The organism is Leadbetterella byssophila DSM 17132 (genome assembly GCF_000166395.1).
Lineage (GTDB): Bacteria > Bacteroidota > Bacteroidia > Cytophagales > Spirosomataceae > Leadbetterella > Leadbetterella byssophila.
The window spans coordinates 1,807,411-1,823,646 of record NC_014655.1 but is presented as its reverse complement, the minus strand read 5'-3'; the positions used below and the strand labels follow the sequence as shown (position 1 = coordinate 1,823,646).

Sequence of the window (16,236 nt, the reverse complement as noted above, 5' to 3'; positions counted from 1 at the left end):
AATTAGAACCATATGAGAAAGATTCGCAGACTTCTCAGTAAGATTATTTTCTACTTCTTTGCCTTTTCAATAGGAGGTGTTTTGCTGTTTAAGTTTTTGCCCATTCCTTTTACCTGGACCATGTTAGACCGAAAGGTCAGTGCCATAGCTGAGGGTAAAGATTCAAAGATCCATTACAAGTGGAGGTCTTACCATAAGGTTTCCAGAGAAATGCATCTGGCGGCAGTTGCAGCGGAAGATCAAAACTTTCCTGTACATTGGGGATTCGATATTAAAGCCTTACAAAAGGCATATGTCAATAATCAGAAAGGTAAAAAAGTGAGAGGTGCTAGTACCATTAGCCAACAAGTAGCAAAAAATGTATTTCTGTGGCAAGGCAGAAGCTATTTAAGAAAGGCCTTAGAGGTGTATTTTACTGCACTTATAGAGCTTATTTGGGGAAAGCAGCGTATACTGGAGGTGTATGTGAATGTGGCTGAGATGGGGCCAAATACCTTCGGAGCAGAAGCAGCTTCTCAACGATTCTTTGGGAAGCCGGCATCCCATTTGACGCGGGCAGAAGCTGCCCGATTAGCCGCTGTTTTACCTAGTCCGGTGAAATGGTCTGCAGCTAAGCCAGGTCCTTATGTTACCCGGAGATCCGGGGTTATACAAAAATATATGCGTGCATTAGGTGGATTTAAATACATAGAAGGCCTTCGGAAGTTTTGAGACTAATATTTCTTTTACTACTATTTTCCACCTTTACCTTACAAGCTCAGATCCAGATAAAGGTATTGGATTCTCTGAGTAGGGAAGGCGTTCCCGCTGCAGTGATTTGGGACGGAAACATGGCTGTAGGTCAAACAGATCCTGAAGGAGTTTTTAGTTTTGTTCCAAAATCCGGAATTCTGAGAATCAGTTCCGTAGGTTATAACACCTATACCCTTGAACTAACTCCCGGACTCTCTTCCTATACGGTCTTATTACAAGAAAATTTCATTTCTCTCGCTGCAGTTACTGTCAAAAAGAAGAAATACAGGAACAAAGGGAATCCGGCCGTTGAATTCATCAAACAAGTTATAGATCATAAGGCACAGAATAGAAATAGCGGATACGAACATCTTTATTACAAGGAGCATGAGAAGGTCAGAATAGGATTGGTCAATAAGAAGGAAAAAATGCTCAAACATCCAGTAGTTAAGCTTTTTCCTGCCCTAGCTCATAATTTTGATTCAACTAGAATAGAAGGAAAGGTCTTTTTGCCCCTTTTTGTTCAGGATCAATTGAACGAAGTCTACTACAAAGGGGAGAAAATGCACAAGAGGGTGCTGGAAGAAAAGGCAGTAAAATTAGATGAAAATATTTTCGATAATGAGGGTATCAAGATGTACATAGCCCATGCCTACCAGCCTTTTGATATTTATGATAACTCCATGATGTTAATCACCAATCAGTTTGTGAGCCCCATCTCTGATCTGGGTCCTACATTTTATATGTATGATTTGGGTGATACGTCCTTAGTTCAAGGTAGAAAATATGTCAAGGTTTATTTTACCCCCAGAAACTCTAAAGATTTTCTATTTTGGGGTGAGATGCGAGTAGATCTAGAAACGTATGGTGTGACTAGTATATCTCTTCGTACGGGTAAAGGAATAAACCTGAACTGGATCAGGAATTTAGAGATAGATCAGCAATTTATACGTAATACGGAGGGACGATATAGCCTGCGGGTGAGTAATGTGGCTATGGAATTTTCCATCACTTCTAACATGAAGGAATCAATCCTGACGGAGAAGTTGATTGAGTTTAGTAATTATCAGGTTAATCAGGCAAAGAACTGGGATGAGTTGGAGGTGAAGCCTGTGGTGAAGGAAGCACACGAATCTATAGGGGAAGGTTCAGCTTATGATGACAAGATCTATGCTACACTGGATAGTTTGAAAGATACCAAACGTTTCAAACAAGTGAGTCAGGCCATTGGTGTACTGGGGTACGGATATTTTAGTGCCAGCCCCTTTGCAGAGGTAGGACCTCTTTCCACCTTTATTGGGCATAATACCTTGGAAGGATTTCGAATGAGGGTGGGAGCCAGGACCCAGCCGGCTTTTAGTAATAAGGTTTTCTTGGAAGGCTTTGGTGCTTATGGATTCAGAGATGAACGTTGGAAATACAATGCCATGTTCACCTACTCCTTTACCGGGAAGAATAAGTACGTCTTCCCAATGAAGAATATAACCGTAGGCTATAGAAAGGATATAGAAATCCCGGGAAACAACTTAAGATATACAGCTGATTACAGTTTCTTACTCAACATTCCTCGAGGTGAAACGGATAAGTGGGTGTATTACAAGAGATTCACCTTAAAGTGGGTGCAAGAGTTTCAAAATAGACTCTCCTACCGACTAACCTACGAAAATACTATCCAAGAGGCTGCAGGAAGTTTGATATTTAAGAAGGGAGAAAGGATTTTTGATGAATTAACCACCACGGAGTTCAAAGGGGAGTTAAGGTATGCCCCAAACGAGAGATTTTATCAAGGTAAAACCAGTAGGTCAAGCCTAACCACCCAGTATCCCGTCTTTACCCTCCGTACATCTTGGGGAGTAAAAGGCCTGCAGGGCGGGGAATATAATTATCAGAAGTGGAGTCTAAATATAGATAAACGAATGTTATTGGGACCGTTAGGTTATACCGAAACCAATTTTGAGATGGGTATGACTTATGGTAAAAGATTGCCTTACCCTCTTTTGGACATTATGCGGGCAAATCAAACGTATACTTTCCAACAAGCTTCTTATAATATGATGAACTTCATGGAGTTTGTAGGAGATAGGTTTGTGGCTTTAAAACTGGAACATAATTTTAATGGGGCCTTATTGAATAAGATTCCTCTGCTTTCCCATCTAAAATGGCGAGAGCTTTTGTCCTTAAAGATGCTTAGCGGAGGACTAAGCTCCTCTAATAGAAATGGGGCTTTTGACTTTCCTAAAAATGAGGAAGGACTACCTACCATGTATGCTCTGGGCAATAAGCCCTACATAGAAGGAGGAGTGGGTGTTGGAAATATCCTTAAGTTTTTCAGGATAGATTTAGTAAAGAGATTTACTTATATCCATCATCCGGATATTTCCAAAGTGGGTATTAGAGTTCGGGCTGACTTTGATTTTTAAGGCGGTCGATGTTCATCACTTTCGGGATAAAGAAAGAGATTAAACCAATAACTGCAATCAATCCTCCTAGTAGAATGAAGGAATTTCTGATTCCCAAATCTTCTGCAAAGATACCAATACCCATTAAGCCTAATAGGGAAGGGAAGAGGGATATACTTCCAAACATGGCAAAGACTCTTCCTAGGACTTCAGGTTCTATTTTCTCTTGAATGAGTGTATTAAAGCTGGCATAATAAACGGATGAGGCTACTCCCCCTAAGCCTGTCAAGCTTACAAACAGGATAAAATACTCTTTTGGTAAGACTCCAATAAACAACATACTAAAACCTAACACTAGGTAGGTTAGATTTACTAGAATTACTTTGTTGATTTTAGAATTACTAATACCTAAGGCGCTGCCTCCAATAAACATACCTACTCCCCAGATAACTTCAATAACGCTTACTTCAAATTTCCCTCCTTCAAAATGGCGGATGGTCATTAGGGGGAAAAGCACGGCTATAGGCATGATAAAGAAGGTAACGCAGATAGAACCTAGAAATAGTAGTCCCATGCCAGATTTAGATAAGATGGCTTTAATTCCCTCATTTATTTGGAAAAAAATGCTTTCTGAGTGGGATTCAGAAGCCGGAGGTTGAGGGATGTGAATGAAGAATAAAGAACCTATGGCCATTATGGCTCCAATGACGTCAAAAAGCAATACATATTCAATATCTAAGTAGGTTATGGCAAGCGCTCCAAGAGCCGGTCCTCCTATAGTGGAAATGGACTGTATGGTTTGTTGCAATCCGGAAACTCTTAAAAGTTGGTCCTCTGGGGCTAATAAGGGTATGGAGGCCTGTAGAGCCGGCATATGAAAGGCAGAACCTGCTGATCGCAAAGCCATTAAGAGGTAAAGTAGAGAAAGTTCTGGTTCTCCATAGACAAAGTATAGAGAGATGGCCAAGGTACATAAGGCGATGAATCCATCTGCTAGCATCATGGTTAGCTTTCTGTTCCATTTGTCTACATACACTCCTGAAAACAAACCGAGAATAGCTTGTGGTAAGAAGCCTGCAATAGCGGAATTTGCCAGTACTACAGCAGAGTCATAAGTGATGCTGAGCCAAAGCATCACTGCAAAATTCACTAAACTACTGGTTATAATGGAGATGAATTGTCCTGTAAAGAGAATGGCAAAAGTTCTTTTCCAATGTTGCATGTGATTTATATTTTTTGGGGCGCAAAGGTACAAAAAAGTAGAAGCTTTTAGTTGGTATATTGAGTTTACGGCTACTTTTGTTCAAAAATTTAGTGAATGTACTACGAATCTCGACATTTTGAAAAGGAATTCCCCGGGAAGGGCGAATATGAAAGTTGTACCTTTAATAGTGTAGATTTTACAGAGGAAAACCTGAGTGGAATAGCCTTCATAGATTGTAAGTTTGATAGTTGTAATTTAAGCATGTGTAGGGTGGAAAGTGCAACTTTTCAAGATGTTACGTTTAGGGATTGTAAAATCCTAGGAGTGAGATTTGATACGGTTACCCCTTTCGGACTTTCCTTAAGGTTTCAAAACTGCCAGTTGCAGCATGCCTCCTTCCTGGGTATGCGTATGAAGAAGACCCCTTACATTCAATGTGTGATGGAAGGTGCTGATTTCACAGGAGCAGATCTAACAGAGGCTGTCTTTCAGGAGACTGACTTAAGCAATGCCACATTTGAAAGGAGCATTTTAGAAAAGGCCGACTTTAGATCTGCTAGGAATTTCTCTATTGATCCTGAACAAAACAGGATGAAAAGGGCCAAGTTTTCTAAAGATAATATTGCTGGTTTATTGGATAAATATCAGCTCTCTCTTACTTGAAACTCCAAATCAAGGGCAAAAAGAAGGTGATAAACATCATCCATAAGATATACACCGGAATATAACTCAAGAGTACTCTGTTTACTCCTTCAAGTGGAATAGAACTCTTAAGGGATCTTCCTAATTGCCAGGTTATCCATAGTAAATGAATAAAGATGAGGAGATTGCCTCCGAAGATGGCGAATCTGTTAGGTGTCCATCCGTAGGAAGTGATTCGAAAGAGGATAGCTGACAAGGCCACTGCATTAACTATGAAGCTAACCAGTGCCAAAAGGAATAAAACCCATCTGCTGAAAGAGCTGCCATTGTTTTCTGCAATGGAGAAGAAGATCAGGGCCAGAACTCCTATAAGGACTAGGTTAAACACCAACAAAAAGTCTCTGTCCGTATAGGGATCCTTCCCCGAATATAATAAGGTGACCAGATAGGCACTTAATATGAGTAGGACCATAGGGGTGAAGATCTTTGCTATGGTGGGAGCAACCTGGCTGACCATTTGCGGATATTTCTCCAGCAAAAAGGTGGAAACCACCGGCGCTGATGCTAGTCCCCAAATGATGACGTAGTGAACATAAAAATCAGTAATGTTTACATTAATTAGATCAAAAAGGCCTAGCGTTAATCCTGTCATCAGGGCTCCGGAAAGGAGGATAATGACAGTCATCACTACCAGATCTCCTATGTACTGTAAAAATTCCAGTTTGGCTTTATTGTCATTTCCTGCATAGATATAGCCCAAAATAGACCAAAGGAAAAAGGGGAGGTGGATAAAAGCCAGATGGGTAGTATCTCTATTCAGAGGAAGGAAGTGGATATAGCACAAGGAGAGCAGGAAGATCAGGAGAAAGGGCAAGATGGTGGATAAGGCTATTCTTTTCGACCAGACGAAGTATACCGATAAGCCACCAAAGAGGATAAATGGCAAATTTCTGAGATAGAAACTGTCCGATTCAACTGCCGGAAAGAAGTCGGGAATTTTAGCATACAGTCCCAGAAAAAAACAGATCAAGCCTACGGTCATCCATTCGTTTTTGGTGATTACAGACTCTTCTTTAAAGTATAGTCTGGTATTCCAAAATTGAACGATGGGTAAGTGATTAACTTCCTCAGGAAGAGAAGAAAAGGCAGTCTTGAAACCCGATTTATTTTTTCGGTACAAATGTTCAAGTACTTCGGGATTTTGCAGGTTCTCAAAGATTTGCTCTTTCATGAGGTTGAATGTTTTTACGAATATACTGATTGTTCGGAAAAATAGTAGGGAAAAAAAATAGGGATGGGAACTGCCTTATTTCCAATAATCCTTCACATAGTTCAAAAAGATAGCTTAAATTTGCTGCGGAATTAAACCGATCATCAATTATTTATGAACAATTTTGCAGACACCCGCATTTTTGACTTGATCCAGAAGGAGCATGAAAGACAGCTACACGGGATTGAATTGATTGCATCAGAAAACTTTGTTTCTGAACAGGTTATGGCAGCAGCCGGTAGCGTATTGACCAACAAATATGCGGAAGGTCTTCCGGGAAAACGTTATTACGGAGGATGTGAAGTGGTAGATGAAGTAGAGCAAATAGCGATTGACCGTCTGAAGGAGTTGTTCAATGTAGGTTGGGCAAACGTTCAGCCTCATTCCGGAGCTCAGGCAAACACAGCAGTGTTTTTGGCATGTCTTAACCCTGGAGATAAGATCTTAGGTTTCAATTTAGCACACGGAGGTCACCTGACTCACGGTTCTCCGGTGAATATTTCCGGAAAATACTTTCAGCCTTTGTTCTACGGTGTGGAAGAGGCTACAGGTTTAATTAACTGGGATAAGGTAGAACAAACGGCTTTAGCTGAGCGTCCAAAATTGATCATTTGTGGAGCTTCTGCATATTCCAGAGACTGGGATTATGAGCGTTTGAGAAATATTGCTGATAAAGTGGGCGCCTTGTTATTGGCAGATATCAGTCACCCTGCTGGTTTGATTGCTAAGGGATTATTGAATGATCCATTTGATCACTGTCACATTGTTACCACTACTACTCACAAGACCTTAAGAGGAACTAGAGGTGGTGTAATTATGGTGAGAAATGACTTTGAAAACCCATTTGGTATCACTACTGCAAAAGGAAAAGTTAGAACCATGACTTCTCTTTTGGATTCTGCGGTATTCCCAGGTATCCAAGGTGGGCCTTTGGAACATATCATTGCTGCTAAAGCCGTAGCCTTTGGTGAAGCATTGACAGATAATTACACGGCTTATGTTAAGCAAGTGAAAAAGAATGCTAAGATCATGGCGGATACCTTTGTGGAGAAGGGATACAAAGTGATCAGTGGAGGTACGGATAACCATTTGGCTTTGATTGATTTGAGACCAAAAGGATTGAACGGCAAATTGGCTGAAAATGCTTTGATCAAAGCAGACATCACTGTTAACAAAAACATGGTGCCATTTGACGATGCTCCTGCTATGACTACTTCAGGTATACGTGTAGGTGCTGCTGCAATGACCACCAGAGGTTTAGAAGAAAAAGATTTTGTACGCATTGTTGAATTAGTAGACCGCGTATTGATGAACCATGATAATGAAAAGGTTTTGAACACTACCAAAGCTGAAGTAAATGAATGGATGAAATGGTTCCCTCTATTTAAGTAATCACCTGTATGACACCATTAGACCAAGACCATTTAGAAGAGGAATTAGACGGAGAAAAGGAAATGACCTTCTTGGAGCACCTGGAAGAACTCAGGTGGCATTTAATTAGGTCTATTGCGGCTATTTTTATCTTTATGATCGCCGCCTGGTTTTTAAAGGAGTGGGTTTATGGTGAATTAATATTAGGTCCAACCAAGCCGGATTTTTGGACATACAAAAAACTCTGTGATCTTGGACAAAGCATAGGCGTAGATGGCCTATGCTTTAACGAGGTCGCATTTAAATTCCAAAACAGGGAGGTTTCCGGCCAGTTCATGCTAGCTATTACCTCTTCTGCTGTGATCGGTTTATTGATCGCATTCCCTTACGTTATCTGGGAGATTTGGTCTTTCATTAAACCGGGTCTTAGACCAGTAGAAAGACGTGCGGCAAGGGGTGCAGTGTTTATCGTTTCTACCTTGTTCTTTGCGGGTGTTGCGTTCGGTTATTTTATAGTAACACCGTTTGGGGTACATTTTCTAGCGGAATTCCAATTGGATCCGTCTATTGAAAATCAGTACGACATAAAAAATTATCTTTCTATTCTTACTACACTGACCCTGGCCTGTGGTTTGATGTTCCAATTGCCTGTTATCATTACTGTCTTGACGAAGATTGGGATTGTTAATCCTTCCTTTTTGCAAGAGTATAGGAGACATGCATTTGTGGTTATTTTGATTGTAGCTGCTGTGATTACCCCATCGCCGGATGTAATTAGTCAGTTATTAGTGGCCTTTCCTCTTTATTTCCTGTTTGAAGTTAGTATATTGGTATCGAAAAGAATATACGCAGCTAATCTCAAACAGTTAGAAGATGAACACATTTAAGAAGTTAAGTGCACCACGCAGTTTAGGAAGTACATTACTATCCATCGTCATTATAGTCTTTATTGCCTATATATTGGAAGATGTGGTTGTTCCATTTCTGTTTGCTGCTCTTTTGTCTTTTCTTTTAGTTCCCATTACTCAATATCTTGAAAATCATAGGATACCACGGGTAATAGCAATTCTGATTTCTATTGTATTAATTATAGCTATTATAGGCGGGGTTATGTACGCGGCCTATACACAGGTTATTAAGCTACAGGATTTATTTCCACAGATAGAAAAGCGTTTTAATGAGTGGATTAGTGCGCTAGCGAGTCTGCTTAGCAATTTTGATATTGATAAGCAGCAGCTGATTGCAGAAGGTCAAAAGCATATATCTGATGCTGTAAAGAGCGGCTCTCAATTTCTTGGAGCAACCATTGGGGGCACTTCAAATTTCCTAATGAGCATTGCTTTATTGCCTCTCTATATATTCCTGATGTTGATGTACAGGGATTTTTTAAAGACCTTTGTTTTCAAATGGTTAAAGGATACGAGTAAGCACAAGATAGTGACCACCATCAATAAGGTAAAATCAGTAGTTAGAGGCTATATTACGGGCTTAGTACTGGTTATTTTGATCATTGGAACATTGAATTCTACAGCTTTATATTTTATAGGCATAGATCATGCTTTGTTCTTTGGATTCTTCGCCGCTTTTTTGGCTATTATTCCTTATATAGGTGTGGCATTAGGTTCTGCACTTCCCATCTTGGTGGCACTGATTACACAAGATTCCTACCTTGCCGCCGTGATGGTGGCAGCTTCTTTTGCCGTTATACAGTTTTTGGAAGGGAATTTCATAACTCCTTATGTGGTGGGGAATCAGGTGAGTATTAACGCATTGATTGCGATAACTGCCTTACTCCTTTTTGGAAAATTATGGGGTATAGGCGGTATGATTTTGGCCTTACCTATGACTGCGATCTTAAAGGTCATCTTCGATGCAAATCCACGTACTGAGGCTTGGGGCTTTTTACTGGGTGATGCAGAAAATGAAGATGTAAAGCACGTAACTAAATATTTCCGTTTTAAAGAATTCTTTGAAACGGTTAAGAAGAGAATTTAACCAATTGGTTAACCAGAACTTCAAAGTCATTCGGATAAGGTGCGGTGATGCTTAACACCGTTCCATCCACATCTCTAAAATGGATCTTATGTGCATGAAGGGCCACTCGTTTGATCAAAGGAAGTTCTTCTGATTCTGCTTTCAAGTTGAATTTTCTTTTGATTTGTGAGAGGAAAATATAGTCTCCGCCATAGGTGGGGTCGCAAACTATAGGGGCGTTTAGGCATTGCAAATGAACCCTGATTTGGTGCATTCTACCTGTGATGGGTACGCAGCGTACTAGGGTATGTCTTTGGAACTTTTGCAAAGTAAAAAAGATAGTTTCTGCTAATTTCCCTTTTTGTCTGTCTATTCTTACCGCTGTCCCGTCCTTAAGTATGGCTATGGGTAAAAATACCCCGATGCTATCAAAATCATGTGCGCCGTTTACTACAGCGTGGTATTCCTTTTGAACTTCTCTATGCTCAAACTGCATAGCAAGATTTCTATACGCTTCCGGATTTTTTGCTAGAACTAAGGCTCCTGAGGTTTCTTTGTCTAGTCTGTGGCAAAGCTGGATGTCTCCATAGGCTTCTCTGGCAAGTTTTAAGATGCTTAGACTTTTGTCAGCGGTACGTTCATCTAAAGAAGGTACAAATGGTGGTTTATTGATTACCACGTAGTGCTCATTTTCAAAGATGACCAAGTCTTTTATGTCCAGATTTTTTGGAGCCTTTTTAAATTTGCTTAAATCCAATGCCAAAGATTTTTTTGCAAAGTTACAAAGAATTTTCAGGCTTTGATAGCGTAAAGGTAAAGGTAGTACCCTCTCCTAATTTTGATATAACATCTATAGAGGCATCATGAGCATTAAGGATATGCTTTACAATGGCTAATCCGAGGCCGGTTCCACCTACCGCACGTGATCTACTTTTGTCAACCCTGTAAAACCTTTCAAAAACTCTCGGTAGGTGCTCTTCAGAAATGCCTATGCCATTATCAGCGACTTTGACCTCGGTACCTTTAATGGTTACAGTAACCTTTCCACCTGGTTTTCCATAGGTTATTCCGTTGGAGACCAGATTAGTAAGGACTTGGGAGATTCGTAGTCGGTCAGCATTGACAAGCAGTGGGTCTTTAGTTTTTATATATAAACGGATGTCTCTTTTTTTAGCCTTGCTTTCTAATTGTTCAAATACCTCTTCGACCACCTCCTTTAGATCAATAGGCTCAAAATGCATGCGGATATCTCCTGATTCCACTTGCGTTAAGATGAGGATATCTTTTACTAAAACTTCTAACCCGTCTAAGGATTTTGCAGCCTTTTTTAGGAATTTGTGAGACACCTCCGGATCTTCGATGGCACCATCTAAGAGTGTATGTATAAAGCCTTGTGCCGCAAAGATGGGTGTTTTTAAGTCGTGAGAAACGTCAGCGAGGAACTCCCGCCTAAAGGTTTCCATCTTTTTCAAGGTGTCAATTTCTTCCTCCTTTTTTGAAACATAATGGGAAATCTCATTCTTTAACTTCTTTAAAGGATTGACACTTTTAATGATGCTCTTTTTTGATATTTCTGCGTCTTTTAATTCGCGAAGGCTATGATAGATCTTATTCACCTCTTGGAAAACCAGTACATCAATGACGTAGTACACCAGAAGGTAGGCTATCAAAAATGAAGTGGAGCCTGTGATAAACATCATGGTGCGGTCTGCTCCCGGAACGAACTGTAGAAAAACTACGGTGATCACGGAGATGGAGAGAGAGATAAGTAAGGAAATCCATCTGGGAGAAAGACGCATAGATACTTTAGATTTAGTTCAAAGATGCCATTTATTCTGCATTAAACATATATCCTACACCCTTTAGAGTGCCAATATATTTATCGCCTATCTTCTCTCTAACTTTCCTGATATGAACATCTATGGTTCTTTCCACTACGTAGATATCTGTTCCCCAGATCTTTTGTAGAAGTGAATCTCTGCTTTGGACTTTATTAGGATGGGAGGCTAAAAAATAAAGGATTTCAAACTCCTTTTTGGGCAGCACCTTAACGCTTCCATCTTCTGTAGTAACTGAATAGTTTTGCTTGTTTATCACTAAGCCGCTGATTTCCAAGACGTTTTTTTCTTGAGATTTCTCCTTTCGGAAATAGGCTTGAATCCTACTTAATAGGGCTCTGGGTTTGATGGGCTTGGTGATATAGTCGTCAGCGCCTACCTCAAATGCTGCAACTTCTGAATATTCTTCAGCTCTCGCCGTCAAATAGATCAAATGGGTTTGAGGCTGCTCTGTTTTGATGATCTTTCCTGCCTCGATTCCATCCAAAAGGGGCATCATGATGTCCATTAGTATGATATCAGGCTGAAACTCTTTTGCTACCTCTATAGCTTTTAGGCCATTTTCTGCGGATCTGACCTGGTATTGTTCTTTTTCTAAATTGTAAATGAGTAATTCCAAGATATCCTCGTCATCATCTACGACTAAGATCTTTCCGTTCATACTGATTGGTGTGTTTTTTTTTACAAAAGTAAAGTTCTTATGTTAAGGCAATGTTAAATCAGTATCAAACGCGAAAATTCCTCTTTGTTCATTAGTGAAAATGAGTCGGGTAAGGCCGTCGTAGCTTATGGCTTCCGTTTGTTTCTTTGCAATCTTTATGCATTGCTGGGGTTTTTGGAAGTTGATATTTTGGTTTTCTATTCCAAATAGGAATATCTTTCCATAAGAAATCAAGGCAAATTGTTTCTTGTCAGGTCTAATGGCGGCTCCGGTAATTTGTGCTTTTAGCCATATTTCGTCTATTTTCTTTGCTACTTGTAGGCCCGGTTGATCACTCAGTACATATAATCTACAAACTTTTACGGCTGGGGATTCCCAACTTTTGGTAAATAAATACAAGGAGTCCTTGGTCCAAAAGAAGGCTTCGCAGTCGTGCTCTTTTTTCCCTTCTATTTGATCAGGATAAGTAAATTGAATCCTTTCTGTTTTACTTCCATCCCATTTGTATATCGTGAGATCTTTGCGAGTACTGTTATTGTTTCCAAAATCCCCTATGTAAGTATTACCGTTATCATCCCTACAAATTTCTTCCCAGTCCTTGTTCGAAGCCTGCGGTATAGGTATTTCTCTTTTTAATACGCCTTCTCGAGTTGTTTCATAAATGATGGCACCTCCGCCACTGTCATTGATGGACCAGAGGAGATATTCTCCATTCAGTGCCAATCCTGAGGCTTCAGAAATGGACTTATCGAGTTTGCCCCATTTTCTTATTCGGTATTTTTCCTTATCCAGTCCTACTTTTTTATCTTCATACTGGCAGGTGACCAGGGCCACTTTGATTCCAAAAAGGAAGATTAGGACTCTATAGATCATACGGTTCTAAGTTTTTCAATCTCGCGGACCACATCCAAAATGCCCTTTAGAGGAATCTTAATCCAAGATTCCCTATGAGAAATCTCAAAATCTAATTCATGGATAGCTTTTTCTAACAAATGGAATTGTAGGAGGTAATTCACCTCATTATTGTTTTTAAGAAGGGTATGATGTGGACCAAAGTAACCCAAATATTCCTCCAAGAAGGTATCTCGCATCAGTTTGTACCAGCGATCAGAGGCTCGAAGTAGATCTTTTTCTGGGATTTTCTTGGTATGGTCTGAATTGTACAATTTGGCAGAGACGGCATAGTGATAAGATCGAATCATGGAAGCAACATCCTTTAAGGGGCTGTGCTTGATCATTCTTTGTTCTATAGGAATCAAGTGTTCTCCTTCAAAATCTATTACGTGAATTCCATTCTGATTGATCAGGATTTGTCCAAGATGAAAATCTCCATGAATTCTTATTCTTAGGGAATTAAATACCCGGGTAAGGATTTGGTCAATGAAGTTCAGAATCTTATCCTTCGCCTCCATAAACTGCCAGGCCAGTGCTTGGGTAGGAGTGTCTAATTCCAGGTATTTGTCTATTAGTCGGTCATATACCTTATCCAGGCTTACCTCTACTTGCCTATGTATCTCAGTTCTATATGTTCTATTGATTTGTTCGGGTCTGAAAGATTCTTCTGATCCTAAGTCAAAGAGAGCATCGTGCATAATGGCCGTCTCTCTACCTAAATCAGCTACTTTGACGAATACATCTTCCTTCACTTGAAAATTTCCGTCTACCAGACCGCTGATAAAGTCATTGAGGTAATCTCCGGTTAAGGACCAATTGTCTTTTGACTCTGCTATATATTCTGTTAAGACACCGAAGGTATATACTGTATTTCCATTTTCTGTCAAGTTAATGCTTCCGCAGTAATCTGCGTAGGAGTTAAAATTCTGAGTTCTTGACAAGAAACGCAGGACTTCAATTTCAGGATTAATGCCTTGATGAAGAGTTCTGTAAAGTTTGAAAAAGTATTTGTCATTATATACAAAGGCTGTGTTATTACTGCCGATGTCCAGATATGAGCTTTCTAATTCATTTTCTTCAAGGATTCCTGTTCCTCTATCAAACTCTAAGATCTGATCGTTTTTCTGAGGAGTTTGAGTTGTCCTAAGGATATTGTAAAATAGCGCTAATCTGAATTTTGGATCATAAACAGCATCTACCAGAAATCCTTCTTTTTCGTCTAATGTAGCTCGGGAGATAAAGGCTTCTTCCGGGATTTCAGTGGTGCCTTCTTCTACGAAAGATACTGGAAATAAGTAGGTTTGTGGGTCTGATCCGGCGCTTTTGATCTGTAGGTATACAAAGAAGAACTCGTCTTCCTCATATTGCATTCTAATAGCTCCTGTGATCTTGATTCTGCCTATCTTTTTGTTTGAGAGCCAAGAACATTTCTGTAAATAGTGTGGGAGTAAATTATCTTCAAGAACCGTGTGAACGTATTTATCCTTTTCGAACCCTTGCCAATCCAACAATAAAACAAATGGTGACATAAAAAACGTGCTTTAATGTGCTAAAAATAGGTGCTAATTGTTTATGTCCAATGCATTCCTGACTTTTTTTTAGAGGCGTTTCAGTACGCATTTTACATAATAATTTTGCTGTAAATCTTTCCCGTATACTTGGATGCGAAAGATGTAGAGTCCGTTTGGGAGGGATTGTCCTCTGGAATCACAACCGTTCCAAGTGATTTTACCATTTGTTCCTAAATAATAGGGGGTAGGATATTTGAAGATTACTTGTCCGTCTCTGTCTATAATCATGATTCTAGCGTATAATTCACTGTTTTGTAGTATATAATGGAGGCTTACTTCATCGCTGAATACCTCAGGTTCGGTTCGAAAAGAATTCCCAGATTCGGTTACATTTTGAGAGTTTTCATATCCTGGTGTGCCATATCCGCTATCCATAGATGCTGTTTTCCAAGTGTTATTCATTCTTTCTAGGGCTTTGCCTTTCGGTGAGTCTAGAAGTGCTGCATGCATTTTAGTGTGATAATGTATTCTATCATACACTTTCCCTTTTGGATCTAACAATAGGAGGGTGGCAGAATCTTGAGGTAGTGTAGGCAATTTTGGAACTTGGATCATGTTAGTGGCCATGGGAAACTGAAGTTTTAGACTGAGGGTATCTGTGGTAAACACTTGATAAGGCTGTGAGACTAGATACTGTGTAGCAAGGGAGATCTCTTCAGATCTCTGACCAAATATTCTTCTTAACTTCCAATTTTTTAGATTAATGGGGACGCTGGTTTGTATTTCGATATAATCGAAGGAATCTTTTGGAGGATCAAAAAGTAATTCAGAGATCAAGATTTGCCCCATTTCCGGTGTTTGGGTATCTACGAAATCTAAGGTTAAATCTTCTCCAACACCTCCTAGACAGTCTGTAGGTGAGAAGATATAAAGGTGATGTGGAGGGGTGTTAAAGGTTAGGAGAATTTTTGATTTATTGTTTTCGAAGAAAGAGATGGATTTAATCTCCTTATTTTCTGCGAGGTAATGTTCATAGTTTAGCATTCTGGCATTCATGGCTCGATTAAATTGTACTATCAATGAATCTGTAAGTAGATCAAATGAAATCAGCCGTGGTGGTTCGATGTTTCTAATAGGTTCTAGAACGGAGTTGGGTTTTCCGGGAGTGCCTCCCAAGGGGTGTATGGAGGGTGTCCAGTTTTCTCTACCTAAACAGGCGAACTCCGTATCTTTCATCTCCATGCTTATTCCGCCCTGAATGTTCCACGATTCATCATAGAATAGAGAAAATATTTCCTGACCGAAGGAATCTATCAAATGTAGGGAGGAAGAAGCATTGGGTAGTGAAAAGTTAGAAAGTGCAATTACTTTACCGTAAGGTATAAAATCATTTGCCCGATTGTACCTGCAAACTACTGCATATTCTTTTGGAAGAAGAGTGCTGTCTGGGAAAGTGGCTTTTGAACCTGCATAAAGTAAGGTGTAACCTTTTAACCGTATAGGAAATTCTGTGGGGTTGTAAATTTCTAGGAATTCATAGTTCGGTAGCCCCTTGCTGGGGCTGGGGTCAGGAAAGAACTCAGTAATGATCTGTGCCTGAGTGCTGAAGCAGGTCAATAGTATAAGTAAAGTGGATTTCATAATCGAAAATTACATAGGACTGAAATACTATACAATGCCCTTAAAAAAATCTTATCTGAGGTTAATTTGGGAAGCAGAAGGGTTTAGAGTAATAAAGAA

At 39.8% G+C, this 16,236-nt stretch carries 14 protein-coding genes; 6 read left to right on the top strand and 8 right to left on the bottom strand.

The genetic code is table 11. The features are described from left to right. The first annotated feature begins 12 nt into the window (after window positions 1-12). Window positions 13-711, top strand: a complete 699-nt coding sequence (mtgA, locus tag LBYS_RS08665; RefSeq protein ID WP_013408498.1) for a monofunctional biosynthetic peptidoglycan transglycosylase — start codon at window positions 13-15, stop codon at window positions 709-711. Next, on the top strand, window positions 708-3,152 hold the full coding sequence (locus LBYS_RS08660; protein WP_013408497.1) for a DUF5686 family protein: 2,445 nt from the start codon (window positions 708-710) through the stop codon (window positions 3,150-3,152). Before mtgA ends, LBYS_RS08660 begins: the two co-directional genes overlap by 4 nt. Here LBYS_RS08660 and LBYS_RS08655 read toward each other — a convergent pair. Then, on the bottom strand, window positions 3,124-4,353 hold the full coding sequence (locus tag LBYS_RS08655) for an MFS transporter (protein ID WP_013408496.1): 1,230 nt from the start codon (window positions 4,351-4,353) through the stop codon (window positions 3,124-3,126). The two genes, LBYS_RS08660 and LBYS_RS08655, sit on opposite strands and share 29 nt — an antisense overlap. A gap of 96 nt (window positions 4,354-4,449) precedes the next feature. On the opposite strand from LBYS_RS08655, the gene LBYS_RS08650 reads away from it, so the two are divergent. Continuing rightward, window positions 4,450-4,998: a pentapeptide repeat-containing protein gene (locus LBYS_RS08650; protein ID WP_013408495.1), complete on the top strand. Its 549-nt coding sequence runs from the start codon at window positions 4,450-4,452 to the stop codon at window positions 4,996-4,998. Here the strand turns inward: LBYS_RS08650 and LBYS_RS08645 are convergent. Then, the gene (locus tag LBYS_RS08645) at window positions 4,991-6,208 is read right to left on the bottom strand and encodes a DUF4153 domain-containing protein (RefSeq protein WP_013408494.1); all 1,218 of its coding nucleotides are present in this window, start codon (window positions 6,206-6,208) and stop codon (window positions 4,991-4,993) included. The genes LBYS_RS08650 and LBYS_RS08645 overlap by 8 nt on opposite strands. A 153-nt stretch (window positions 6,209-6,361) precedes the next feature. On the opposite strand from LBYS_RS08645, the gene glyA reads away from it, so the two are divergent. Genes glyA through LBYS_RS08630 form a run of 3 tightly spaced genes read left to right on the top strand, consistent with a single transcriptional unit; the run spans window position 6,362 to window position 9,613 of the window. Then, window positions 6,362-7,639, top strand: coding sequence for a serine hydroxymethyltransferase (glyA, locus tag LBYS_RS08640; protein ID WP_013408493.1), 1,278 nt, complete (start codon window positions 6,362-6,364; stop codon window positions 7,637-7,639). Window positions 7,640-7,647: 8 nt separating this feature from the next. Then, the gene (gene tatC / locus LBYS_RS08635; protein ID WP_013408492.1) at window positions 7,648-8,505 is read left to right on the top strand and encodes a twin-arginine translocase subunit TatC; all 858 of its coding nucleotides are present in this window, start codon (window positions 7,648-7,650) and stop codon (window positions 8,503-8,505) included. Next, entirely contained in the window at window positions 8,492-9,613 is a 1,122-nt protein-coding gene (locus LBYS_RS08630) for an AI-2E family transporter (protein ID WP_013408491.1), read from the top strand. The genes tatC and LBYS_RS08630 overlap by 14 nt, the downstream gene beginning before the upstream one ends. Here LBYS_RS08630 and LBYS_RS08625 read toward each other — a convergent pair. From LBYS_RS08625 to LBYS_RS08600, 6 genes are all read right to left on the bottom strand, one after another. Continuing rightward, window positions 9,597-10,349: an RluA family pseudouridine synthase gene (locus tag LBYS_RS08625; protein ID WP_013408490.1), complete on the bottom strand. Its 753-nt coding sequence runs from the start codon at window positions 10,347-10,349 to the stop codon at window positions 9,597-9,599. The two genes, LBYS_RS08630 and LBYS_RS08625, sit on opposite strands and share 17 nt — an antisense overlap. Window positions 10,350-10,371: 22 nt before the next feature. After that, the gene (locus LBYS_RS08620; RefSeq protein WP_013408489.1) at window positions 10,372-11,391 is read right to left on the bottom strand and encodes a sensor histidine kinase; all 1,020 of its coding nucleotides are present in this window, start codon (window positions 11,389-11,391) and stop codon (window positions 10,372-10,374) included. A gap of 31 nt (window positions 11,392-11,422) precedes the next feature. After that, window positions 11,423-12,091, bottom strand: a complete 669-nt coding sequence (locus tag LBYS_RS08615) for a response regulator transcription factor (RefSeq protein ID WP_013408488.1) — start codon at window positions 12,089-12,091, stop codon at window positions 11,423-11,425. A 42-nt stretch (window positions 12,092-12,133) separates the two neighbouring features. Beyond that, a complete protein-coding gene (locus LBYS_RS08610) occupies window positions 12,134-12,964 on the bottom strand; it encodes a YjiK family protein (RefSeq protein WP_013408487.1) in 831 nt (276 codons plus the stop codon). Continuing rightward, window positions 12,961-14,514 (bottom strand): trehalose synthase, encoded by a 1,554-nt coding sequence (locus LBYS_RS08605; protein WP_013408486.1) that lies wholly within the window; start codon window positions 14,512-14,514, stop codon window positions 12,961-12,963. Before LBYS_RS08605 ends, LBYS_RS08610 begins: the two co-directional genes overlap by 4 nt. 69 nt (window positions 14,515-14,583) lie before the next feature. After that, window positions 14,584-16,137 carry a lamin tail domain-containing protein gene (locus LBYS_RS08600; RefSeq protein ID WP_013408484.1) on the bottom strand — a complete coding sequence of 518 codons (1,554 nt, stop codon included), beginning with the start codon at window positions 16,135-16,137 and terminating at the stop codon, window positions 14,584-14,586. Between the last annotated feature and the right edge of the window lie 99 nt (window positions 16,138-16,236).

Bases quoted from the DNA above. Each gene is read 5' to 3' on its own strand.
- LBYS_RS08600 (WP_013408484.1), bottom strand. From the start codon at position 16,137: ATGAAATCCACTTTACTTATACTATTGACCTGCTTCAGCACTCAGGCA.
- LBYS_RS08615 (WP_013408488.1), bottom strand. From the start codon at position 12,091: ATGAACGGAAAGATCTTAGTCGTAGATGATGACGAGGATATCTTGGAA.
- LBYS_RS08645 (WP_013408494.1), bottom strand. From the start codon at position 6,208: ATGAAAGAGCAAATCTTTGAGAACCTGCAAAATCCCGAAGTACTTGAA.
- LBYS_RS08620 (WP_013408489.1), bottom strand. From the start codon at position 11,391: ATGCGTCTTTCTCCCAGATGGATTTCCTTACTTATCTCTCTCTCCATC.
- glyA (WP_013408493.1), top strand. From the start codon at position 6,362: ATGAACAATTTTGCAGACACCCGCATTTTTGACTTGATCCAGAAGGAG.
- LBYS_RS08605 (WP_013408486.1), bottom strand. From the start codon at position 14,514: ATGTCACCATTTGTTTTATTGTTGGATTGGCAAGGGTTCGAAAAGGAT.
- LBYS_RS08650 (WP_013408495.1), top strand. From the start codon at position 4,450: ATGTACTACGAATCTCGACATTTTGAAAAGGAATTCCCCGGGAAGGGC.
- LBYS_RS08630 (WP_013408491.1), top strand. From the start codon at position 8,492: ATGAACACATTTAAGAAGTTAAGTGCACCACGCAGTTTAGGAAGTACA.
- tatC (WP_013408492.1), top strand. From the start codon at position 7,648: ATGACACCATTAGACCAAGACCATTTAGAAGAGGAATTAGACGGAGAA.
- LBYS_RS08655 (WP_013408496.1), bottom strand. From the start codon at position 4,353: ATGCAACATTGGAAAAGAACTTTTGCCATTCTCTTTACAGGACAATTC.
- LBYS_RS08610 (WP_013408487.1), bottom strand. From the start codon at position 12,964: ATGATCTATAGAGTCCTAATCTTCCTTTTTGGAATCAAAGTGGCCCTG.
- mtgA (WP_013408498.1), top strand. From the start codon at position 13: ATGAGAAAGATTCGCAGACTTCTCAGTAAGATTATTTTCTACTTCTTT.